This is a genomic window from Celerinatantimonas sediminis (assembly GCF_046054195.1).
Taxonomy (GTDB): domain Bacteria; phylum Pseudomonadota; class Gammaproteobacteria; order Enterobacterales; family Celerinatantimonadaceae; genus Celerinatantimonas.
The window spans coordinates 78898-102379 of record NZ_JBEQCS010000002.1 but is presented as its reverse complement, the minus strand read 5'-3'; the positions used below and the strand labels follow the sequence as shown (position 1 = coordinate 102379).

The 23482-nt window shown below is 43.9% G+C and carries 21 protein-coding genes; 11 read left to right on the top strand and 10 right to left on the bottom strand.

Features of this window, described 5'->3' with window-relative positions:
- A complete protein-coding gene (locus ABTQ23_RS02900; RefSeq protein WP_408614137.1) occupies nucleotides 1-918 on the top strand; it encodes a DMT family transporter in 918 nt (305 codons plus the stop codon).
- Nucleotides 919-1041: 123 nt separating this feature from the next.
- Here ABTQ23_RS02900 and ABTQ23_RS02895 read toward each other — a convergent pair whose 3' ends face one another.
- The 3 genes from ABTQ23_RS02895 to ABTQ23_RS02885 form a co-directional block, all read right to left on the bottom strand.
- Complete coding sequence (locus ABTQ23_RS02895) at nucleotides 1042-1569, bottom strand: SMI1/KNR4 family protein (protein ID WP_408614136.1); 528 nt, start codon at nucleotides 1567-1569, stop codon at nucleotides 1042-1044.
- Between the two features lie 99 nt (nucleotides 1570-1668).
- The gene (locus ABTQ23_RS02890) at nucleotides 1669-2646 is read right to left on the bottom strand and encodes a LacI family DNA-binding transcriptional regulator (RefSeq protein ID WP_408614135.1); all 978 of its coding nucleotides are present in this window, start codon (nucleotides 2644-2646) and stop codon (nucleotides 1669-1671) included.
- Nucleotides 2639-3385, bottom strand: a complete 747-nt coding sequence (locus tag ABTQ23_RS02885) for an MBL fold metallo-hydrolase (RefSeq protein ID WP_408614134.1) — start codon at nucleotides 3383-3385, stop codon at nucleotides 2639-2641. The genes ABTQ23_RS02890 and ABTQ23_RS02885 overlap by 8 nt, the downstream gene beginning before the upstream one ends.
- Nucleotides 3386-3647: 262 nt before the next feature.
- Here ABTQ23_RS02885 and ABTQ23_RS02880 point away from each other — a divergent pair, with 262 nt between their 5' ends.
- The 4 genes from ABTQ23_RS02880 to ABTQ23_RS02865 are packed head-to-tail and all read left to right on the top strand — an operon-like array spanning nucleotide 3648 to nucleotide 7589.
- A complete protein-coding gene (locus tag ABTQ23_RS02880; protein ID WP_408614133.1) occupies nucleotides 3648-4691 on the top strand; it encodes an ABC transporter ATP-binding protein in 1044 nt (347 codons plus the stop codon).
- 18 nt (nucleotides 4692-4709) lie between these two features.
- Complete coding sequence (locus ABTQ23_RS02875) at nucleotides 4710-5855, top strand: ABC transporter substrate-binding protein (protein WP_408614132.1); 1146 nt, start codon at nucleotides 4710-4712, stop codon at nucleotides 5853-5855.
- A gap of 41 nt (nucleotides 5856-5896) precedes the next feature.
- A complete protein-coding gene (locus ABTQ23_RS02870) occupies nucleotides 5897-6733 on the top strand; it encodes an ABC transporter permease (RefSeq protein ID WP_408614497.1) in 837 nt (278 codons plus the stop codon).
- 1 nt (nucleotide 6734) lies between these two features.
- Complete coding sequence (locus ABTQ23_RS02865; protein ID WP_408614495.1) at nucleotides 6735-7589, top strand: ABC transporter permease; 855 nt, start codon at nucleotides 6735-6737, stop codon at nucleotides 7587-7589.
- 38 nt (nucleotides 7590-7627) lie between these two features.
- Here the strand turns inward: ABTQ23_RS02865 and ABTQ23_RS02860 are convergent, their stop codons facing one another.
- The 3 genes from ABTQ23_RS02860 to gapA all read right to left on the bottom strand — a co-directional run bounded on the left by ABTQ23_RS02860 (nucleotide 7628) and on the right by gapA (nucleotide 10275).
- Complete coding sequence (locus ABTQ23_RS02860) at nucleotides 7628-8191, bottom strand: LOG family protein (RefSeq protein WP_408614131.1); 564 nt, start codon at nucleotides 8189-8191, stop codon at nucleotides 7628-7630.
- 145 nt (nucleotides 8192-8336) lie between these two features.
- Nucleotides 8337-9212 carry a D-hexose-6-phosphate mutarotase gene (locus ABTQ23_RS02855; RefSeq protein WP_408614130.1) on the bottom strand — a complete coding sequence of 292 codons (876 nt, stop codon included), beginning with the start codon at nucleotides 9210-9212 and terminating at the stop codon, nucleotides 8337-8339.
- Nucleotides 9213-9279: 67 nt separating this feature from the next.
- The gene (gapA, locus tag ABTQ23_RS02850; RefSeq protein ID WP_408614129.1) at nucleotides 9280-10275 is read right to left on the bottom strand and encodes a glyceraldehyde-3-phosphate dehydrogenase; all 996 of its coding nucleotides are present in this window, start codon (nucleotides 10273-10275) and stop codon (nucleotides 9280-9282) included.
- A gap of 346 nt (nucleotides 10276-10621) precedes the next feature.
- Between gapA and malQ the strand changes: the two genes are divergently transcribed.
- The 4 genes from malQ (at nucleotide 10622) to msrB (ending at nucleotide 17706) form a co-directional block, all read left to right on the top strand.
- Complete coding sequence (gene malQ / locus ABTQ23_RS02845; protein WP_408614128.1) at nucleotides 10622-12820, top strand: 4-alpha-glucanotransferase; 2199 nt, start codon at nucleotides 10622-10624, stop codon at nucleotides 12818-12820.
- Between the two features lie 56 nt (nucleotides 12821-12876).
- Nucleotides 12877-15084, top strand: a complete 2208-nt coding sequence (gene glgB, locus ABTQ23_RS02840) for a 1,4-alpha-glucan branching protein GlgB (protein ID WP_408614127.1) — start codon at nucleotides 12877-12879, stop codon at nucleotides 15082-15084.
- 4 nt (nucleotides 15085-15088) lie between these two features.
- Nucleotides 15089-17221, top strand: a complete 2133-nt coding sequence (glgX, locus tag ABTQ23_RS02835) for a glycogen debranching protein GlgX (protein WP_408614126.1) — start codon at nucleotides 15089-15091, stop codon at nucleotides 17219-17221.
- Nucleotides 17222-17304: 83 nt separating this feature from the next.
- Nucleotides 17305-17706, top strand: coding sequence for a peptide-methionine (R)-S-oxide reductase MsrB (gene msrB, locus ABTQ23_RS02830; protein ID WP_408614125.1), 402 nt, complete (start codon nucleotides 17305-17307; stop codon nucleotides 17704-17706).
- Between the two features lie 2 nt (nucleotides 17707-17708).
- Here msrB and ABTQ23_RS02825 read toward each other — a convergent pair whose 3' ends face one another.
- The gene (locus ABTQ23_RS02825) at nucleotides 17709-18530 is read right to left on the bottom strand and encodes a DUF2989 domain-containing protein (RefSeq protein ID WP_408614124.1); all 822 of its coding nucleotides are present in this window, start codon (nucleotides 18528-18530) and stop codon (nucleotides 17709-17711) included.
- 211 nt (nucleotides 18531-18741) lie between these two features.
- Between ABTQ23_RS02825 and ABTQ23_RS02820 the strand changes: the two genes are divergently transcribed.
- Together ABTQ23_RS02820 and ABTQ23_RS02815 are read left to right on the top strand one after the other, a co-directional pair.
- Nucleotides 18742-19038: a YeaC family protein gene (locus tag ABTQ23_RS02820; RefSeq protein WP_408614123.1), complete on the top strand. Its 297-nt coding sequence runs from the start codon at nucleotides 18742-18744 to the stop codon at nucleotides 19036-19038.
- 51 nt (nucleotides 19039-19089) lie between these two features.
- Nucleotides 19090-19797 (top strand): DUF3581 family protein, encoded by a 708-nt coding sequence (locus tag ABTQ23_RS02815; RefSeq protein WP_408614122.1) that lies wholly within the window; start codon nucleotides 19090-19092, stop codon nucleotides 19795-19797.
- A gap of 45 nt (nucleotides 19798-19842) precedes the next feature.
- Here ABTQ23_RS02815 and ansA read toward each other — a convergent pair whose 3' ends face one another.
- The 3 genes from ansA to yfcE form a co-directional block, all read right to left on the bottom strand.
- Complete coding sequence (gene ansA / locus ABTQ23_RS02810; protein WP_408614121.1) at nucleotides 19843-20856, bottom strand: asparaginase; 1014 nt, start codon at nucleotides 20854-20856, stop codon at nucleotides 19843-19845.
- Between the two features lie 106 nt (nucleotides 20857-20962).
- A complete protein-coding gene (gene sppA, locus ABTQ23_RS02805; RefSeq protein ID WP_408614120.1) occupies nucleotides 20963-22816 on the bottom strand; it encodes a signal peptide peptidase SppA in 1854 nt (617 codons plus the stop codon).
- 104 nt (nucleotides 22817-22920) lie between these two features.
- On the bottom strand, nucleotides 22921-23475 hold the full coding sequence (gene yfcE / locus ABTQ23_RS02800) for a phosphodiesterase (protein WP_408614119.1): 555 nt from the start codon (nucleotides 23473-23475) through the stop codon (nucleotides 22921-22923).
- Nucleotides 23476-23482: the final 7 nt, after the last annotated feature.

The window sequence follows — 23482 nt, the reverse complement described above, 5'->3', positions numbered from 1 at the left end:
ATGAATGGCATTTTGGTCGTGGTGTTTGCTAGCGTGTTATGGGGTACAACTGGAACTGCTGCAAGTTATCTATCAGATGTTAGCCCTTTTGCTATTGGTGCCTTTGCAATGGGTGGTGGCGGGCTGTTATTGGCGTGTCATGCGCGCGCTCATTTGCGAAAAAATAGTCGTTTATTTTTAACTCATTGGCCTTTGCTGCTCATCGGTGCTGCGGCTGTTGGCGTTTATCCGCTGGCATTTTATACATCGATGAAGTTCTCAGGAGTCGCAATCGGCACTCTGATATCAATTGCGAGTGCGCCTCTTTTTAGTGTGTTGCTAGAGCGTATTATCAGTCATAAAGCAATTTCAAAGCAATGGATTGTGTCGTTTATTATTGGTGTTCTAGGAACCATCTTTATAACGTTAGGCAAGCAAAATGCTCAGGCAAGTTCTCCCCATTTGCAATTAGTGGGGATTGGCTTAGGGCTGCTGGCTGGGTTGTCTTACGCTCTATACTCGTGGTCTGCTCGGCATATGATTGAAAAAGGCATTCACTCCAGATCTGCTATGGCTGGAATGTTTGGATTAGCTGCCCTTGTTTTGCTGCCATCGCTGTACTTTACCGGTCAGAATCTTTTTATGGACGTTAAGCACATTGCAATTGCTTCGTACATGGCACTCGTGCCCATGTTTGTCGGGTATTTATGTTTTGGTTATGCTTTGCAACAGATTGAAGCCAGTAAAGCCACATTGATTACATTACTTGAGCCTGCAATTGCAACGATATTTGCCATAACAATTGTCGGTGAGCACTTTTCACTGATTGGCGGTATTGGCATTGGATTGATTGTGTTGTGTTTAATTTTACAAGTCTGTAAATTCGATAGGATGTATCGAATCATTAATGAGAGTGTGCCGCGCGCTCATAAACTCTAAAGTGCTTAGCACCTTCTCAAAGCGCTCATAAACGACAATGGCAACCTCGAAAGTTGCCAATGGCTAAAATATTTGGCGTTGATATTCACTTGAGAAAGCTGTTAACGCGTTGAATATATAGCGTTAATCAAGCGGATTATCTTGGCGTTTGAGCAGTATTTCAAATGAGTCCGCAACCCATAGTGCTTCTTCCCAAAATAGAGCGCCGGCGCCAACCATAAATATTGGATATTCTGCTTGGATGGGCGGCTTTCTCATATCTAAAACATAGAATATGCCACCGCCATCCAAACCAATGGGCACGGCATCGGGTAAATATGCTGGAAATTCGTAGCTGAGCAAATATTCTCTGATTTCTTGCGGGGTAAAAAATGGCTCAAATTGCATCGCACCATTTTGAAAACTGCCGCCATTTGACCATTTTAAAAAGCAGATATAACTCGGCGGAAATTTCCCGATTGGAAGACGGTAGTTGCTGGCATCAAAACTTTGTTGGCTATCTTTGATTAAGTCCCAGTGTACTTGATTTAACTGGTTTATTTCAGAGCGGGTAAGCGCCATGAGTGTGTTATTTTGCAAATAGCTAATATCAGCATCACTAGCGGGTGCCTCAGGAGATAACCATTCAAACCAATCGGAGTAATCTTGCATCGTCTGTTCATTAAGGTGTTGTTAAGATTGACCTATCTTAGCAACCATCTGGTTTACCTTATATAGTGATTAGTCATTATATAAGCTTTTAAAGCACAACTAACTGTTGCGGATAATAAGCTTTACATCTACCTTATCAATGCGTTTTTCAACCGTCATTGCGGATGCTCTCTCGCTTAGCCGAGAGAGCGCTAGTGCTGCAATTTGGCGAGTATTTTGGCGCAGCGTAGTGAGCTGGTAACTGACAAAATGGGTACTGGGAATGTCATCAAAGCCAACTAAGTAAAAATCTTGGGCAAGCTTAAGCTTGAACTCAAAACGAGCACAATCAGCAAAGCCACATGCAAGTAAGTCGTTGGCACACCACAGGCCATCAAAATTTAATCCGCCCTGTAATGCAACTCTTGCAGCTGCAATACCACCTTCATAGCTGCTTTCAGGCGCTAATAAAGGCGGGGTTGGCTCAAGCCTTTGCCAGGCTGTTTGTCTGATTTGCGCCGAATAAGTGCCATTGTTAATCCCCAAAAATTGGAGTCTCTGGCATCCCATCTTTTTTAAATAGTTGATAGCAAGCTGTGCTCCTTGGGTGTTATCAGAGCTGATTTCATCAACTTGTGGCAATTGTGTGCTGCGGTTAATGACTACAACAGGGATGTTCAGTTTTACGCACTCACTGACTAATTCAGCCGATGGATGACCCGATGTGACAATGACGCCGGAGACGCGAAATTGGGTGAGTTTAGTTAGTGTGGTTGCTAAATCCTGATGGGTTTGTATATCGCATAATAGCGCTTGGTAGTTCTGTGCCTGAATTGAGCGAACTAGATCTTCAAGTAGTTGACTGCGATATGGGTCAGTTTGTCCCGAGGTGATAACGCCAATTAACATACTGCGTTGGCGATTGAGACTTTGAGCAAGCATATTGACCTGATATCCCAGCTCATGAGCGGCATCTAAGACTTTTTGCCGGGTTGCTTTAGCAACGCAGCCATTGTTTGACAGTGTTCTAGATACGACTGCGCGTGATACGCCTGCATGTAGTGCCACATCTTGAGCTGTAATGCTGCGTTTAGCCATAAATAACCCCATCGGCGGCTAACAGCTGTTCTTTTGCTAGTGTCATATTGGTTTGTGTTTGTAACGCATTGCTAAGAGTCGCTTGATGCTCATCAGGGCAGTGATAAAGTCGCCATGGTGTATTATTGGTCTGTGAACACAGCGCTTTTAGCTCTTGAAAATTGCTGTGGCCGTTCGATGTTTGTGCTGAGGTATTGCCATTGCCACACTCATGCACAATTAAGTCTGCTTGCTGCATTAGTTTGATGGTTTGTCTGGTTGGGCTGCCATCACCACTGTAAAACAAACGGATATTATCGACATTTAATAACAGCGATCGGTTTGCAACTGGATGGTCGCTTAGTGCGCTCTCATAGTGTTGGCCCCCTATGGTGGCTCGGTCACTAATATCTTGCCAGATAATTTCAAAACCGAGCGGTTCATCTAAGCAAGCTAGTTCTAATAAGGATTTAAGATAGGGCTGCTGTTTTGTTTGGGCGAGAATAAGCAACGGTTCATGGCGTTGTTGGTTATGCAGATAATTAACGAGGGTTGCAAGCCCCAGGCAGTGATCTGGGTGAATATGAGTAAAGTAAATAATATCCAACTTATGAAGATTAATCTGTTTTAACCATAGTTTTTGGGGAACCGTAGGTCCGCAATCAATCAGCCAGTTATGTTCTAAAGATTCAATCCAAAGTGCAGAAGTTGTCCAATTTCGACTATAAGCACTGCCGATGCCAAGCATTTCGATTTTCACAATGATTCCAATTCAACGTTTTCACCTCATCAACTTAGCGAAGTTTTTTGAATCTTTTGTGAACACGTGTCCAACTCGATAAAACTTCATAAAGTTGTCAAAAAAGACCGAAATAATGATCGCCATGTAAACAAGTTGGTGCATATGAACACGTGTTCAATGTGCAGAGGCTGTTGAACTTTGTTGCTTAACTCAAAAAGTATTCGATTTAAATAAATTTTAATCGAACAAGATCAACTGCCTGATTATCTGGAATTTTTGCATGTCAAAAACACTTCGTATTGAACAGCTCAGTGTGAGTTACGCTGGCAAACAAGTTTTATGTGATCTTTCGATGGCGATTCAACGCGGTGAAATGGTCGCGTTACTCGGGCCATCTGGGTGCGGCAAAACGACATTGCTCAATGCATTGTGCGGTTTTATCCAAGCTGACCATGGCCAAATTTGGCTCGATAATGAAAATGTCACGCAAGCCAATGCACAAAGCCGACAGATGGTGCAAGTATTTCAAAGCTATGCTCTTTGGCCGCATATGAGTGTCTTTGGCAACATCGCTTATGGTTTAAAGATTCGAGGGTGTGGCGCAAAAGAGATTGAGCAGCGAGTGATACAAATGCTCAAGTTAGTCAAGTTACCTTTGGAGCTTTTGAAAAACTCTGTCACAGCTCTCTCTGGCGGACAACGTCAACGCGTTGCACTGGCACGAGCGCTTATCGTAAAACCATCCGTATTATTACTTGATGAGCCACTTTCCAATTTGGATGCAAAGGTACGGCTAAGTGTTCGTCATGAGATCAAACAGCTTCAACAACAATTAGGTTTTACCTCGGTTTTAGTGACCCATGATCGCGAAGAAGCATTGGTAATGGCCGATCGAATTGCCGTGATGAATCAGGGCAAAATAGAACAATTTTGCGAGCCTGAGACTATCTATCACCACCCAAATAGTGCCTTTGTTGCCGATTTTATGGGGTTGGACAACCATTTCAATGTCAACGCGAATAAGTTAACCCAATTGCTCAACGATGGTATTGAGCGCAGCGGCGAACATCATTATTCCATCTATTTTAGACCGGAAGATGTACAAATTTTCTTTTCACAAAATCATTGCCCCGTCGAGGGCATCTGTCTTGATGCCAAAGTGACTCAGAGTGTTTTTCAAGGGCAAAGTTATCGTCATGGTCTTGAAACTATCTACGGGCCATGTTGGGGCTCTCATGAGCAAGCACTTGAGAGCGGATTGAACGTCAAATTATTTGTCCCATTGGTTGCGCTGCATATTTATAAAGCGCTATCAGTTCATTAATGATACAAGGATGATTTTATGCAAGTCATAACCATCAAGCGAATGGTTGCAATGGCCATATTCGCAAGCTCTTTTGGCGCTAGTGCGCAAACAACACTGCATGTTGCCAGCGCAGGGAGTCAAAATATGGTCGATTATGTTAGAACTTATCTGGCCCCCAAATTCGAGGCGACGCATCCGGGAGTTTCAATTAGCGTTGTTGGAACCGGTCCCGGTGATGCAGGCTCCCAGAAAATCTATGAAAAGTTAGCCGCGCAGCAGCAAAGCCATAGTGCTCACTGGGATATTGATGTGGCAGTAGTGCATCAAAAAATGGGCGGGGAGATGGTTGAAAAAGGGCTTTTGAGTCGTTACCGAGGCGATATTGCCAACGGCAAACTGGTTTCTAACCAAAGTGCTAAAAATGCGCTTGGCGTTAATGTTGATGGCTATGTTATGCCAATGTTCCAGAGCCAAACTGCAATTGCTTATAACGCGGATATGATTAAAAACCCGCCTAAAAGTTATGATCAGTTAGTGGACTGGGTACATCAGCATCCCAAAGCATTTGGTTATAACGGTATTAAACATGGTATGTCTGGGGTGAGCTTTGTAACTGGTTGGATCTACAACTATGGTTCAACTGCACAAAAATTATCCACGAAACCTTATGATCCGCAATTAAAAAATAGCTGGAAAGATGCCTACCATAAACTCAAAGAGTTTAATCAATATGTCACCTTCACGCCTGGCAATGCCGGTACGTTGGATATGCTCAACCGTGGTGAGATATTTATGGGGCCAGTTTGGGTGGATATGTTCTACAGCTGGAAGGATGCTGGAAAACTGCCACCCTCGTTAAAATTAGATCTCATCGCTCCGGGAATGCCTGGTCAGCCGATGTATTACGTGGTTCCTGCTAAAGCGAGCCATAAAAAGCTGGCCGAAGAGTTCATTAATTTGGCAACCAGTCCACAAGTTCAGGCCAATGGCATTGTGAAACAGTTCAACTGGTATCCAGGTATTGATGCTAAGTATGTTCAACCTAAGCTTGATAGTGCGGTTTGGAATAAGCTCTTTAAAGAGATTACTCCTAAAGAGCTTGCCAGCTACGGGAAAAGTTTTCCGTTAGGCGCTTATATGGATGACATTAAAGAAGGCTATGAACGCCAGGTGAATAACTAACGTTACTGGGTAAGGAAAGGGAGCGTAGCTCCCATAATATGATGAGACAAAATCGATTTTATAGCATCTTGATGATTGTCCCTGCTTGCTCATTAATTGGCCTTTTTTTTATCTATCCGCTGATGAGCTCGTTGCGAATGGCGTTTAGTGATGCATCTGGAAATTGGACTCTATTTTCGCTTATTAAGGCGTGGCATCTATACGATAGAGATTTAGCATATAGTCTTATTGTCGTTGCTATCGCGTTGTGTTTTATCGCGGTTTTGACCATAGTGATTGCTGGAGTCCTCACTCTTTCGCCATTTAAACGACTCAATCAATGTTTAGCTTTTTTGTATCGCTGGCCACTATTTATTCCATTTATTGTTGTTGGCCAGATGATGCGAACCTTTCTGGCTAAAAATGGCTTGATGAATAACACCTTGGTTCAATTGCATCTGTTGACGCCATTTGAAACGGTTTCGTTTCTGGACTGGCGGGGCATTATTTTTACCTTTGTCTGGAAGCAATTAGCATTTAGTACCTTATTAGTGGCTGGTGCGATGGCTGCTATTGAATCTTCGCAGATAAAAGCTGCGCAAAACCTTGGTGCTAGTCGAGTAAATGTCTTTATCCGTATTCTATTCCCTCAGGTTTTGCCTAATTTGGGTGTGGCATTGGTGCTGAGCTGCGTATCGATGATGTCGGTTTTGTCAGTGCCATTAATGCTCGGAACTGGAACTCCCAGCATGCTGACAACCGATATGGCGTTTCGCATTAACTCATATGAAGATTACGCAACAGCCAATGCTTTGGGGGTATTTAGTTACTTGGTGACATCTACTCTCGCATGGTTTTATTTGCAGCATAATTTAAAACAAAAGAGGGCGTATGGTTGAGATGATTGTCATGCCTAGCGCATCATCATTAAAGTTGAAGCATGCTGTTAAGTGGCTGCGACTGCGCTGGTGGACTCAGGTTCTTTTTGTAATCCTATTAGCCTTGGTAATGTTCGGCCCCGTGACCAATTTGCTAATTTGGACTGTGACTGAGCGTTGGTATTTTCCGCATGCATTGCCGGTGAGTTGGGGATTTAAATATTGGCATTATGTCTTTAATCCGGTAAATGGTGCTTTTAGTGCACTTTTTACGAGTATCGCCATTGCCTGCGCGGCGGTGGTACTGACTACGTTGGTTGCAATTCCTGTGGGTTATGCTTTGGCCCGACGCCACATTCCTGGTCGTATGTTGATTATGCTTTTGTTTTTATTGCCACAAGCTTTCCCGGAGCTACCAATTTACATCAATATTGCGCGTATTTTTTATCAATTGGGTTTAAATGGCACCTATTTGGGCGTGATTTTAGTTCATACCGTTCACGGTTTAGTTTTTTCGGTGTGGATTATTGTTGCAGCTTTTAGTCAATGTGACCCGTTAACTGAGAGAGCCGCCTTAAATTTGGGGGCATCGAGCTTGAGAGTATTTTTCACGATTACGTTGCCGCAAGCAATGGGCGGTATTATTGCCAGCTCTATATTTGTCTTTTTAGAATCACTTGATGAATTTACGGGAAGCTTCTTTGTCGGCGCTCCAGATGTGACGACATTGCCATTATTGTTATACAACGCCAGTATGGAAGGAAATTATCAGGTTGCGTCTATTAGCGCGTTGATCCTACTTGTGCCATCGGTGCTGTTTATGCTAGTGGTTGAGCGGTTTATGCGCCCTGAAATGGTCGCTAAAATTGGCCAGTAAGCATGGGATGACCCCAACATTGCTGTTGGGGTTCGACACTATTGCCACTTATCAGCAGGCGGGACATAGTCGCGCATCGCATGCAGCAGAGTATGTGGTGAGTCGGAAATTTGTAACATATCGCAATAGGCTTGGCGCAAAAATCCTTGTTTGACCATTCGGTCCACCATCAATAACAATGGATCATAAAAGCCATTAATATTATAAAAGCCACAAGGTTTATGATGATAGCCTAACTGTGCCCAAGTCCATACTTCGGATATCTCTTCTAATGTGCCGCTGCCTCCCGGCATAGCAATAAATCCGTCACTTAACTGGGCCATTTTGGCTTTACGTTCATGCATATCGGCAACAACGGTTAATTCAGTTAAGCCTGGGTGAGCAAGCTCTCTATCTTTTAATTTTTCAGGAATAACGCCATAGACTTCACCACCTTTGGCTAATGCCGCATTGGCAATGGCTCCCATCAGCCCAATCTTGCCACCACCATAAATCAGTTTGATCTGATGCTCTGCCAAGTAATAGCCTAATTTAATGGCTGCTTCATTAAATACTGGCGATGAACCTAAATTGGATCCACAAAATACAGCAACACTTTTCAATCTTTGCTCCTTAACTGGGATGCATGGCTTCTTTATTATGCACATCAAGAACGAAAAGGGGAATGTTTTAAAATAGTTGCACTGATGAGTAAATGTAAACGCGGCTGACTTTTTGTAATGAGAGTCAGCTGCGTTTAGTCAAGCTTTAAGCTTTAGGAGCGAGGTGTTGTGATAAAGTGTAAGTTTCTTTCACTCCCAGTTTTACAGGGTTTTGGGTGCGAACAGATTCAACGCAGAGATACTCTTTGGCACCACCAGCATGGATATCGGCAATTCCTTCAGCTTTAGTATCACCTGGGTTCCAGATGACAACGGTATCTTCACCTTGATGCGTCAGTTTAAGCTGACGGCCATCGCCATGAATTAATGTGACATTGTGGCTTGGTTCGATGTAGAGACGATCATTTTCTTCGGCAAGGGCAAATTCACTTTGCGTTTTTTTAGCAAAGTTATCTGTTTTATCTAAGAATGTATCACCCATACCTGTAACTTTGGCGCTATCTCTATCTGCTGCAAAATAGCTGTGTAGCGCAGCACCAAGTTCGATTGTATGATCGTCCAGATTCGTTGTAGTTAGATCGATATGCAGTTCTTTGCCGACTGTGAATTTACATTCCAGAGCAAATTTAAACTCAGGTTCATCTAACATATCGTCACTGAGCGTCAGTGTCAGCTCGGTGTTTTCTTCTGTTGTTTTTATGCTACCCAATTTCCAGATTTGAGTACGAGCATAGCCGTGGTTAGGTTGACGGGTATTGCCAAACCATGGCCAGCAGATAGGAACACCACCACGAATTGGAGCACTGCCATCAAGGGCACTGGTTTTACTCAACCAAAACTGTTCACTCTGATTGGTGGGATGGTAGCTGATGATATGAGCACCATAGGCACTAATTAAGGCTTTACCTTGTGGGTGATCCACCCAGTAAAAAAGCACGCCATCGCTGTTAGTTGCGCTAAAAACAGCATTGTCGAGTTGTTTGTCAATTGATAAGCCAAGTTCCTTGAGTCGTTCAGTCATTAAAAAGTCTCCATAATAAAAAAGGGTAGCCGAAGCTACCCCTATGTCATTCTGGCAATGATAGCGCTTATTTAGAGATATGAGCGATAAGATCCAGAACTTTGTTTGAATAACCGATTTCGTTGTCGTACCAAGAGATAACTTTAACGAAAGTATCAGTCAGTGCGATACCAGCTTTAGCATCGAATACTGAAGTGCAGATTTCACCTAAGAAGTCAGTTGAAACAACTGCGTCTTCGGTATAACCCAGAACACCTTTGAGTTCGCCTTCTGAAGCAGCTTTCATTGCTGCACAGATTTCTTCGTATTTAGCTGGTTTTTCCAGGTTAACTGTCAGGTCAACTACAGAAACGTCTGGAGTTGGAACGCGCATTGACATACCAGTCAGTTTGCCGTTCAGTTCTGGCAGTACTTTACCTACAGCTTTAGCAGCACCAGTTGAAGATGGGATGATGTTTTGAGCAGCACCACGACCACCACGCCAGTCTTTGTGAGAAGGACCGTCAACAGTTTTCTGAGTTGCAGTAGTTGCGTGAACAGTTGTCATCAGACCGTCTTTAATGCCGAAGCTATCGTTAAGAACTTTAGCGATAGGAGCCAGACAGTTAGTAGTACAAGAAGCGTTAGAAACGATATCTTGGCCTTCGTATTTGTCCTGGTTAACGCCCATTACGAACATTGGGGTAGCGTCTTTAGAAGGACCAGTCATGACGACTTTTTTAGCGCCAGCTACAATGTGTTTACGAGCTGTTTCGTCAGTCAGGAACAAACCAGTTGCTTCAGCAACAACGTCAGCACCGATTTCGTCCCATTTCAGGTTCGCTGGATCACGTTCAGCTGTTACGCGAACGGTTTTACCGTTAACAATAAGGTTTCCACCTTCAACTTTAACGTCACCTTTGAAGCGGCCGTGAGTGGAGTCGAATTTCAACATGTAAGCCATGTAATCGACGTCCAGCAGGTCGTTGATACCAACGATTTCGATGTCATCACGTTCTTGAGCAGCACGGAAAACGAAACGACCGATGCGGCCAAAGCCGTTAATACCTACTTTAATAGTCATAGTTTCTACCCAGTATTTTTATCTGAAGTGTTAGCGAAAAAAAATCTGTCTGTAAACTTACAACATTGGAGTGTAAGGTCAAGGGCAGACTTTCAAATTTTTGCGCAAAATCAAACTGAATGATGAAAAAAAATTACATTTGATAAGATTAAGCCTTCAGCCAATCTGATTCGCCTAAAAATCTTACCATATTTTATGACGGGAGGCAGACTCGGTGCAACGGATTGTTGATATTAATCTTGGCGACTGATTTTTATTAATTTTTTGGGTAAATAATCATCAGGTGTCTTACACTGTAATACATAGGGGATGATTAGACAGGGGGAATTTGCCCAATGGCTGCGCTATGAATGCTCATGACCGTCAAGAGTTACTCACCTTACATGGGATTACCCGCGAATATATCGACGCTTGGGGACAGGCGGCGACGATTAGTGAAGAAAATCTCGATGCCTTATTAAAAACGATGGGCTATGCCATTGATGATGATGTGCGTGTGCACGCCCAAATTCAGCAAGACTTGATGGCTCATTGGGGCAGTTATTTAAGCCCTGTTTACACATCTCGCCTTGGCGAGCCCATCTATATTGAATTACGTATTGCTCAGACACAACGTCAACAATGGTTTCACTGGTATATCGATACTGAACAAGGCGAGCGCTTAAGTGGTTCGTTTCATGCCATTGATTATCCAGTTGAAAAAAGTGAAGAATTAGATGATCGGCAGTATTTGGCTTTAAGGGTTCCGCTTAAAATTCAATTGCCGTGTGGCTATCATAAATTGGCTCTGTCGTTTATTGATGAACCCGAACCCATTGCTCGTTCACGCTATGTTGTCGCCCAAACGCGCGCATACAAGCCGCCCGCTATTGCCCATGGTTTGCGAGTCTGGGGAGTCACTGTCCAGCTCTATAGCTTGCGCAGTGAGCGCAACTGGGGCGTGGGGGATTTTACTGATTTATGTTATTTGGTTACACACATCGCGCGCGGTGGGGGCGGATTTGTCGGTCTAAATCCGCTGCATGCTTTGTACCCCGCGTGGCCTGAACTGGCTAGCCCATATAGCCCTTCATCCCGGCGTTGGATCAACATTATCTATATTGATGTAGAGGCGATTACGGAATTTTCCTCCAGCGCGGCCGCGCCTTTAGTCTCTAGTCCTGAATTTGTTGAAAAAATACGAACATTACGCGCCAGCGATTATGTGCAATATACCCAAGTCAGTGAACTAAAACTTAAGTGTTTGCGCTTGGTGTATCAGCAGTTCTGTCAGCTTGAGAGTTACCACTCACGCCAATTAGCTTTTACTGAGTTTTGCCAGCGCGAAGGCAAATCACTTAAAGCCCAAGCTTCGTTTGATGCGTTGCAACACGCATTTAAAGACGACAGTAAAATAGGTCCGCATTGGAACAGCTGGCCTCAGTCGTTTCAAAATTACGAGAGCACTCAAACTCAGCAGTGGATTAGCGAACATCTTGATGAGGTGAATTTTTTTTCCTGGCTACAGTGGATAGCGGCCGAGCAACTGGCAAAGGCAGGCCTACAGGCTCAACACGAACATATGGCTTTAGGGCTTTATTTTGATGTAGCGGTTGGGGTGAGTGCCGGTTCACAAGAGACTTGGCACAATCGGCAACAGTATAATTTGCTCAGCCATATTGGTGCACCGCCCGATGTTTTAGGCCCTCTGGGGCAGGATTGGGGATTGCCACCACCTGATCCATTGCGACTTCAAGAGCAGCATTATCAGCCTATTATTGATGTTTTTCGCCGTAATATGCGATTTTGTGGCGCATTGCGTATTGATCACGTAATGGGGCTGATGCGGTTATGGTGGGTGCCTTCGGGGCGCGGCGCTAAAAATGGCGCCTATGTTAATTATCCGCTTAAAGATTTGTTAGCGATTTTGGTGTTAGAGAGCCACCGCAATCAGTGCCTTGTGGTCGGTGAAGATTTGGGAACCGTTCCCGATCAAATTTATGCGCAGTTACAAGAAAACGGAATTCATTCATATCGAGTATTTTTCTTTTCTCAGGCCAGTGATGGCGGGTTTATCTCCCCGCATCATTACCCTGAACAGGCACTTGCAGCGTTGACCACGCATGACATGGCAACGCTGACCGGGTTTTGGCATTGTTATGACCTCAAATTAGGGGCCAAACTTGGTCTTTATCCAGATGAGCAAAGATTGAAAAAGCTATTTGACGATCGCTTGTTTTGTAAGCAACAGATTTTAAATAGCCTTCATGGTCATCATAGTATTCCCGACGACATCGGTACCGACGCATCATGGGTTTCGATGAGCCGAACGCTTAATCATTGTCTGCAGCTGCATATGGCGCGCGGCAATAGTGCTCTGTTGTCACTGCAACTGGAAGATTGGTTGGAGATGACTCAGCCGGTAAATGTTCCCGGCACCAGCGATGAATATCCGAACTGGCGCCGTAAACTGTCGATGACATTAGAAAATCTTTTTGCTCAGCCGCATATCATAAAGCTAATGCAGCAGTTGACTGAGGCTCGCCAACAAGCGACTCCACGTTAATTTCATAGTTTTTTATTCAAGCATGGCTTGAATGTTTCATTCAGGGATAGTTAAACGTGACAAAAACAATTGCAACTTTACAAACTCATCCACTGGTTGCCCAACTCGAAGCTGTTCGAGTTGATCATCCTTTTTCTGAATTGGGATATATCGAAACAAACCAAGGCGTAGTGATTCGTGCTTGGTATCCTCATGCGTTATCGGTTTGCGTGTTAAGCCTCGATGGTCAAACCAGCCTGCCGATGCAATGTATTGATTATCGAGGTCTATTTGAGTTGCCATCGGCTCAGGATTTTGCCGATGGTTATCAGCTTAAGGTCGAGTATGCCAAAGATAACTGGCAAGGTATTGACCCATATGCATTTAAACAAAGTGTCTATCAGGGACTTGAGCTTTTAGATCAATCGCCAAAAAGCTGGTATCAGGTGCTTGGAGCTCAACTAATGGGCTTTTCTTTGGCGGGGCAAACAATCAATGGGGTGCGCTTTATTGTTTATGCACCGAATGCTTCAAGCGTTAGTGTCGTGGGGGATTTTAACTTTTGGGATGGGCGGCGTCATCCCATGGAGCGCTGCTTGGATGGTCACTGGGTGTTGTTCGTGCCAGATCTTGGCGCAGGTACCCGTTACAAATATGAGCTTAAAGATCGCTTTGGCGCGCAATTGGCGCATAAAGCAGATCCTGTTGGGTTTTATGCCGAACAATATCCTTCGTTTGCCTCAGTGGTTTGGGATCATAGCCTTTATCAATGGCACGACCAAGATTGGCAACAGCGCGAGGTTGACCCACCTCATCAGCCAATGAGTATTTATGAAGTTCACATCGGTTCATGGAAGCGTAAACACAATAGCTTTGGTTGGGCTTCGTTGAGCTATCGCGAGTTGGCTGATGAGCTCATTAGCTATGTGAAAAAAATGGGATACACCCATATTGAATTGATGCCGATTTCTGAATATCCATTCGATGGTTCATGGGGCTATCAACCGGTGGGGTTATTTGCACCCACTAGCCGTTATGGCACGCCAGATGATTTTAAATATTTTATCGATTGTGCGCATAAAGCAGGGATAGCCGTCATCATCGATTGGGTGATTGCCCATTTTCCGGCTGATTCGCATGGTTTAGCGCGCTTTGATGGAACGCCTTTATATGAATATGAAGATCCGCGCCGAGGTTGGCATAAAGACTGGAACAGTTATATCTACGATTTTGGTCGAGATACAGTGCGGCGGTTTTTAATCTCCAGCGCTTTAATCTGGTTTGATTATTACCATATTGATGGGATCCGCGTGGATGCGGTTGCCTCAATGCTGTATTGGGATTATTCGCGTGAAGAAGGGGAGTGGATCCCAAATATTAATGGCGGCAATGAAAATTATGAAGCCATTAGTTTGCTTAAATGGCTCAACGAAGAAGTGTATCGTGAATTTCCCAAAGCCATTACCGTCGCTGAAGAATCGACGGCATTTGCCGGTGTATCGCGGCCAACTTATCTCGGCGGGCTTGGATTTGGCTTTAAATGGAACATGGGCTGGATGCATGATTCCTTGGAGTACATGTCTCAAGATCCATTGTTTCGCAAATATCACCACAACGAGATAACGTTCGCCATGGTGTACAACTATGACGAGAACTTCGTTTTACCTTTATCTCATGATGAAGTGGTGCATGGCAAAGGGGCGTTGCTTGGTAAAATGCCTGGCGATGAATGGCAACAGGCGGCGAATCTTCGCGCTTATAGTGCGTTTATGTATGCTCATCCGGGCAAAAAACTTAATTTTATGGGCAATGAAATTGCTCAAGTCAGTGAATGGAACCACGATGGCAGTGTTGAATGGGATGTTTTGCAGTACGATCGTCACCATGGACAATATCAGCTCACCCAGACTTTGAATCATCTATATCAAGAGCAATCGGCGCTCTATGAGGGGGATTATGAGCATCAAGGATTTCGCTGGATTGATTATGGCGACTGGGAGCGCAGCATTATCGCTTTCGAACGCCTGAGTTTAGATGGCTCCAATATCGTGCTGTGTGTTTGTAATTTTACCCCCAACTCATATCAAACTTATCGACTAGGTGTGCCGCATGCTGGGGTTTATCAGGTGATTTTAAACACCGATGATAAACAATATTGGGGAAGCGGATTTTTATCCCAATTGCGCATCGAATCGCAAGATGAGCCATGGCAGGGGCGGGAACATTCAATCTCATTGCAGCTACCGCCGTTGGCTTGCCTCTATCTAAAACCGGTTGAGGCTTAATCTCATGAATCAATTGTCGCAGCCAATGTTTAATCAAGAGCCTATTCATCAGATAGGTTCTTTGGCACTTTTTTATGGGAGCCGTTTCCCATTAGGTGCAACATTGGATGGACAAGGATGTAACTTTGCGATTTTTGCCGGATCGGCTAAAAATGTTGAATTGTGTTTATTCGATGAACAAGAACACGAATTGGCTCGATTTGTTCTGCCAAGCCAATATGGGGCTTTTCATTACGGTTATATTCGTGGAATAAAAGCCGGACAGCTGTATGGTTATCGCGTGTATGGTGACTTTCACCCCGAATTTGGACAGGTTGTTTTACCGAAAAAATTGCTAATAGACCCTTATACCAAAGCGCTGAATCGTCCACAGGTGTGGAATCCTCAGTTGTATGAGCTAGAAGATGGCTCGATGGTTGCCAAATCAATGGTTGTTGATGAAAAATTTGACTGGCAAGGGGTGAGCAAACCTGATATTCCAGCGCGGCAGACGATTCTTTACGAGTTGCATCTTAAAGGTTTTACGAAGCGCCACCCGTCAGTCCCTGAAGCGCTGCAAGGTACCTATTTAGGGTTATGTGATCCCAGTGTCATTAGCTATTTAAAATCGCTCGGTGTGACAACAATCCAAATTATGCCAATTGCTGCATTTATGAACGAATCACATCTGCGTAATAAAGGGTTAACTAACTATTGGGGATATAATCCAATCGCCTTTTTTGCACCAGAGCCTCGTTACAGCGTTGATAATGCGGTTGAAGAGTTTAAAACGATGGTTAGAGAGATGCATCGCAATGGTTTGGAAGTCATTCTCGATGTGGTTTTTAACCATACGGCGGAAGGGGGCAAAGGCGGCCCAATTATTAGTTTTCGCGGGTTAGGTAATTATTGCTATTACCTGTTTGAGCACAATGGCTTGCAGCCAGATTACGAGCTTTATGCCAACTACAGTGGCTGTGGGAATAGCGTAGATGTCAGCCAACCGATCGTTTTACACTTAGTGACCGATTGTTTGCGTTATTGGGCTGAGGTGATGCAGGTTGATGGCTTTCGGTTTGATTTAGCCGTCAGTGTCGGGCGAGAACGGGCTCATTTTAGTCCGTTGAATGCGTTTTTTAAGGCACTTGAACAAGATCCTATTTTGAGCCGAGTTAAATTGATTGCTGAACCTTGGGATATTGGCCCCAATGGCTATCAGGTTGGCGGTTTTCCCTATGATTGGCATGAGTGTAATGACCATTATCGGGATAACATTCGAGCGTATTGGCGTGGCGATGAAGGCCAGCTTGGGGAGTTCGCTACCCGACTCATGGGCTCAAGAGATCTTTTTATTGCAGCGTTTCGCAGTATTCACTCAAGCGTCAATTTTATCTGTTATCACGATGGCTTTACGCTGCAAGATTTGGTGAGCTTTGACCAGCGCCATAATGAGGCGAATAAAGAGCATAATCGCGATGGTCATGGGCATAATTTATCTGCTAATTATGGTTTTGAAGGGTTGACGCAAAACCACGAGATTAATGCGCTGAGAAATCGGCAAAAACGTAATTTTATTGCAACACTCTTCCTTTCTCAGGGAATTCCCCATTTCTTAGCGGGGGATGAATTTGGGCGCACCCAAAAAGGCAATAATAACGCCTATTGTCAGGATAATGATATCAGTTGGGTTGATTGGAACTATTGCGAACGCAACCGTGAACAAGTGCGCTTTACTCAGACTATGATTCACTTTCGTCAGCGTTTTGAGCTGTTTAGTCATTTACGTTTGGGCGATGATAGTTTCCCTGGCGATAAAACGGGAATGGGCGATCATGGGGTACGTTGGTATCGCCCTGATGGTCAGCTCATGACTCCCAGAGATTGGAACAACGGTTTAGCCAAAGCCATTATGGTGGAATATTACTGTTGTTGTGGCTGCGATGAACATCTATTAGTTTTGTTTAACGCAAGTAACAAACCCTTACGTTTTTATCTGCCCGATCCAGGCGGCCAAAGAGGTTGGTATAGATGGGTAGATACGCAGTATGAGCAGGTTAGTGATAGCGAAAAAATGCTTACGGGTAAAAACACCATCCTCATTGAACATTCATTGCAGCTATTTGAAAATCAATCACTTGGATATATCCGCCCTCGTTAATTGCATCCTTTGGTATGAATCGGCACAATAGTTGGGTTATGCAGATATCAGAATAAAAGATGTTATTAATAAGGGGCAGTGTTATGAGTGATGAGAAAACAGAGCAACAGTGGCAAGCTGAACTTGACCCTGAAACCTTCCGGGTTTGTCGCCAAGGTGGAACGGAAGCGCCATTTAGCGGCTCTTTATTGCATAACCGTGAAAATGGCCATTATCACTGTGCGTGTTGCCACGAACCTCTTTTTTATTCCGATGCGAAATTTGACTCTGGCTGTGGTTGGCCAAGTTTTGATAAACCGATTAGCCAAGACAGTGTTCAATACATCGAGGATTTCAGCCATGGCATGCATCGAATCGAGGTGCGCTGCAGCCATTGTGGCGCTCATCTAGGTCATGTGTTTGACGATGGGCCAACGGATACTGGTCAGCGCTATTGCATTAATTCGGTATCAATGTCGTTTGAATCAGATAAAACCGAGAAATAAAGTTATTCGCCGCTAGTTGGTGCTTGATACTGGCGGTTTTTAATTTCTTTGGCTAATTTTTTCGCTTGGTCTTTAAAATCATCAATCTGATCTTCACTAAAATGTCGATAGCGTTTGAGCTGTTCAACATTGGTGTTTACATCTCCGACGCTTTCGAGCACTAATGACCAGATATAAGCCTGTTCATACTGATTTAGACGCATGTACTCAGTGGTTATCGCTTCGAGCAGATAATTTGGAATGGGCCACTGTTTGGTATAGCTGGCGAGTGACTGTTGCAATAAATGCAGGCTTTTTTTCGGGTTTGACTGATTATACAGCGAAGCCAACGCATATTTTAAAATTGGGTCGTTCATTTGTGGTTGCGTTTCGCGGCTTAAAAACATTTCTTTAGCGTCGTTATCACCGAGCTGACTCCAGCGATAATACAAAGAGAACAGATCACGTTTTTTTAGAATATCCTGCTGACGCTCATGAATTTCGTTAGTAATGTTAAGTAAAGCTTCTGTGCGGATAGTTTTTCGCGCTTTATTCTTTTTCGGTTGAATCTGTGCGGCAATGGTCATGCATTGCTGATAATTTTGCATGGAGTTCAGCAGCAAATAGTTATATTTATCAGAAGGTTCATGTTTGGCATACCAGCGCGAGCGAATTAAGTCATCGCGTTTGAGCGTGCACCAACCTTCATCGGGAACATCCTGACAAATCTGCTCGTCTCGGCTACAGTAGGTTGATGCAGGGGTATCCGCTGTTAGTTCGGTCTTACAGCTGCTAAGTACCAGAATAAAAATAAAATAAAAGAAACAGCGATAATATTTAGCCACAAAAGATCCTTGTGATTGCTCACATACAGTACGTCATAAATCATAGATGGCTAATTTATTAAATACAAAGATTCTTTACCAGCTAAAAATTGCTTGTAACAGAATAAGTTAATTACCTTTCATGGATGAATTATTGGGGCTAACTTATTTTGGGCGTAATTTCTACTCAAATCAGGTATAGTAGCTCCCTTGTGAGCATTGGTAGGTGATAATGAAATCTCATATTGATAGCATTGATCAACTATTGGCAATGATGACTCCTGAGCTTTATCAGCAGTTGTGTTGTGCTGTTGAGACAGGGCGTTGGCCCGATGGCCGAAAAGTCTTAGACAAGCAGCGTGAATACGCACTGCAAGCCACTTTATTGTATCAGTCTAGCCATAATATTGAGGCGCAACATATGACTGTTAACACATCTGGCGAAATAGAACAAAAGTCTAAAGCCGAGCTCAAAGCGCAATATCGCGACGACTCATTCACCATTGCTCGGTTAAAACCAGAATCATAACTAGTTGCTGATTCTGATCGGTTTGTGTGCAAATTTTAATTGTGAATACCCATGTTTTTAGATCGATATTACCAACATCATCCGGATGGCGTTGTTATTAGTCCGGATCAGGCCAGTCAGTTTGCCAAAGGGATTTGTCAAGATTTTAACCCCATCCATGATCCGGATGCGAAACGTTTTTGCGTCCCTGGTGATCTGCTCTTTTCAATGGTGTTGCAGCATTATGGTCTTAGCCAGAAAATGCAATTTCGTTTTACCGGAATGGTCAATGAACAAACGCGTTTGCAGCTTCCTAAAGCCACTGCAGAGCAATTAATCATCACCGACCAACAGGGTAAAAGCCTGTTGGAAGTATCTTTTGCTGGTGAAAAAACGTATAACGAAACCATGATCGAAGCGTTGATCCGACATTACGGTGCATTTTCTGGGCAGAACTTCCCAACATTGCTAATGCCTTTGATGCTTGAACATCAGGTGATGTTTAATCCTGCGCGTCCATTGGTTATGTACGACAGTATGAGCTTTGAGTTACAAACACTTGATGCCGATAATCTGGGAATCAACCTACGCGAAACAACGCTTGATGTGCAGGGCAAACGAGCCGATGAACATCTACATTTTGACTTTACTGATGCTGACAAAGTGATTGGTAAAGGGATTAAAAAGGCAATTTTAGGGGGACTTCGTCCTTATGAAAAAACTGCCATTGAAGCGTTTGCTGACAATTACGAACAGCGTCGCAAAGCGCAGTCCGCGTAAGTTTGTCTTTAAGTGAGCGGGAGATGATTCCCGCTCTTTATAAACTTAATGAGAAGTGCGTTCGCCGCGGATATCTTGCTGCATGAGCTGGCGAATTTTTTCAACGCTCAGTGATTGGCTTAGCAGATAATGTAACTTGGTTAGACAAGCTTCCGTTGTCATATCACCACCACTAATGACACCTACTCGGGCAAGTGCATTTCCTGTTGCATAGCCGCCCATATTCACCGTTCCACTTAGACATTGAGTGAGATTGATGACAATCACTCCTCGCTCACAGGCATCTTTTAATAGGGCTAGAAACTGTTCATTTTGCGGCGCATTGCCAACCCCATAACTTAAAATAATCAATGCCTTAACGGGTTGGCGCAGAATATTTTGTAGCACATCATTAGAGATCCCAGGATAGAGTGTCACCACGCCAACTGGTTGCGGCGTAATGGGTGTCACACTGAGCGTGTTTTTAGAACACGCATTGATCTGGCCTTTAATGAGCTCAATCTGAATGCCAGCTCTAAGTAATGGCGGAAAATTAGGCGAGCTAAATGCGTCAAACCCATCGGCGTGAGCTTTGGTTGAGCGATTTCCTCGAAATAACGTGTTGTTAAAAAACAGGCACACTTCAGCAATTGGGTAATAAGCTGCTAAATATAAGGCGTTGAGCAGATTTGTATGACCATCTGATCGCAGTTCACACAGAGGAATCTGCGAGCCGGTAATAATGACTGGCTTTGACAGGTCTTCAAGCATAAATGACAGCGCTGAGGCTGTATAAGCCATGGTATCTGTACCATGTAATACCACAAAACCATCGTATTTATCGTAATTGGCTTTGATATCATCGGCAATGGCTTGCCAGTGTTCAGGCGTCATTTCAGATGAGTCAATTAATGGTGAATATTCATGTACCGTGAAGCTTGGCATTTCTTGGCGATGGAACTCTGGAGACTGAGCTAACTGCTCACTCATGTAACCTGCTATAGGCACATATCCATAAGTGCTTCGCTGCATGCCAATTGTGCCGCCAGTATAGGCAATATAGATTGATTTGTTCGCCATAAATATGCTCATCAGGTATTGATGGCGGGCATTATATCTAGGCTGGGAAAACAAGCAAAGTGATTGTCACAACAAAGCCCGGCATTGCGCCGGGCTTTCAGTGGTTTTATAACGGTTTGCGGCAGATGCTGCAGTAACTAAACAGATGTTTTGGATCTTGTTTTAATAGAACCAATGGGGTCTGTGTTTTTATCGATGCCAAAGACGGCAACCACGGCAGCGTTGATGACAGCCATTGCCCCGCTTGTGAGTCTAAGATCCGTGCCACGATGTGTTCTGGAGTATGGCCTGTGCTATCAATATGAACCAGTGCATAATTTTTAAGGTGTACTTTTTTAGCTGCATATTTAATTGCGCTATTTAACCCGCCAATAGAATCCACCAGACCGATTGATTTTGCTTCACGACCTGTCCAAATTCGTCCTTGAGCAATCTTATCAACGGCATCAAAGCTTTTGAAATGACGACCTTTCTCAACCAATGACACAAACTGATGATAACCATTTTCCACGTTCAGCTGGAGAATTTTACTAACATCGTCAGGAAGTGGTGCTAAAGGCGTAACAGTTGCGTAATCGGTGGTTGCAACGCCATCGGTATGAATACCTAATTTACCCAAGGTATCTTCGGCTGTAGCAAACATCCCAAAGATCCCGATGGAGCCGGTTATCGTTGAACTTTGGGCGAAGATATGATCGCTGGTTGAGGAGATCCAGTAACCTCCAGATGCAGCGGTTGAGCCCATCGAAACAATAACGGGGATTCCCGCTTTTTGCACTGATGCTAATTTTGAGCGGATGAGTTCAGCTGCAAAGGCGCTGCCGCCAGGGCTATCAACTCGTAAGACCAATGCTTTTATATGAGAGTCGTGTTGCACTTTATCGAGCGCATCAAGCATGTCATCAGAGGCAATGACACCATCAGCGCCGCTTCCGCTCACAATCGGTCCGGATGCATTTAATACTGCAATTTGTGGCTGTGCTGTATGCAGACTGTGATAGAGCGGTGTTTTAAGTGTTTGATAACGATTGAAGGTGATGTAGTTATAATCGCCGTGATTATCACCACCAAACAGATGAATTAGATATTGCTGCGTTTCATCACGAGTTAACAGATGATCGACTAATTTATTTTTAAGTGCATATTGGGCTGCATTACCATCGACTGCTTTAAGTTTCTCTAACAGCTCTGCGCCACTTGGCGCCACATCATCCGTGGTTATCTTACGATTTTTAGCCACCTGCACGGTGTAATCGTGCCAGATTTTGCCAACCCAACGGGTCAGATCGTCTCGAGCCGGTTCTGACAGATTGTTACGAATATATGGCTCGACAAATGATTTATAGATGCCGACTCTAAAGACATGTGTATGAATGCCAAGTTTATCCAGAGCGTCTTTGTAGAACAGCTCGTTGGCACTTAAGCCTTTAATCATCACTGAACCTGCGGGATTCATGATGACTTGAGTTGCAAAACTTGCTAAGAAATATTGTCCTTGGTCGTAATTGTCAGCGATGGCAACGACAGGTTTACCCGATGATTTAAAATCAGTCAGAGCTTGACCAACAGTCTGTAGTTTACTGAATCCTGAGTGTTGGAGATCGTTTAAGTTCAGAACAATCCCGTTAATATTAGGATCGCTTTTAGCCTGTTCAATGGTGTGGGCCAGCTGATGAATGCCAATTTCTTCGGGAAGCTGCGCACCGACATATTTTTGCGCAAAGCGGGTGATATCACTGACTTCTCGAGGTTGCTCAACTAATTTGCCATCTAAGTTAATCGTTAGAGCATTACGGCCAGTTAATTCTGGTGTCGGCTTTTTGTGCCCTTGATTTAAGGCCACAATCACGGCGATGACGATAGCGAAAACAAAAATATTTACAATAAATTGGCGAACAAAATTAATCGTTCGCCATGTATATCTTAAAAGCTTGCCAATGAGTCTAAACAGGATTTTCATAGGGATCGCTATAAGTTAATAAAAATATAAGCTTAACATACCTACGACAAAGATAATGCTCAATTAGCTGCTTGAACTTTTACAGTTTTTTAATGTTGTATGGCTTAATTGTCGAATTTACAATCAATTAATACGCTATGCTCAACCAGATGACACACCTGCATACCGCTGTCATCAACAAGCGCATAGCTTGGCGGCCAATCGCCCCGAGGGATCGCAACTGAACCGGGGTTGAGTCGATAAATGCCATCTTCAGCACAGCTTGCAACGGGCAGATGAGTATGGCCGCTGACAAATAGCGCCCCCGGTTTTAATGGTGGCAAGTTATCTGGCCGATAAATATGACCATGGGTTAAAAATATTCGCCGCTGGTCAGTGAGCAGCTGTTGGTAATCACTCAGCATCGGAAATTTGCAGAGCATTTGGTCAACTTCGCTGTCACAGTTGCCACGTACGACCAGCAGTTCATAGCGATAATTGTTCAGCAATTCGGCGACAGCTTGTGGGTCATAATGCTTAGGAATTGCATTGCGAGGTCCATGATTTAATAGATCCCCTAAGCAGATAAGATAATCGCATTGATGATGACGGTAGGCGTTAATCAAGCGTTCGGCTGCCTGATAATCACCATGAATGTCTGAACCGATGAGTAACTTCATGTTCCAT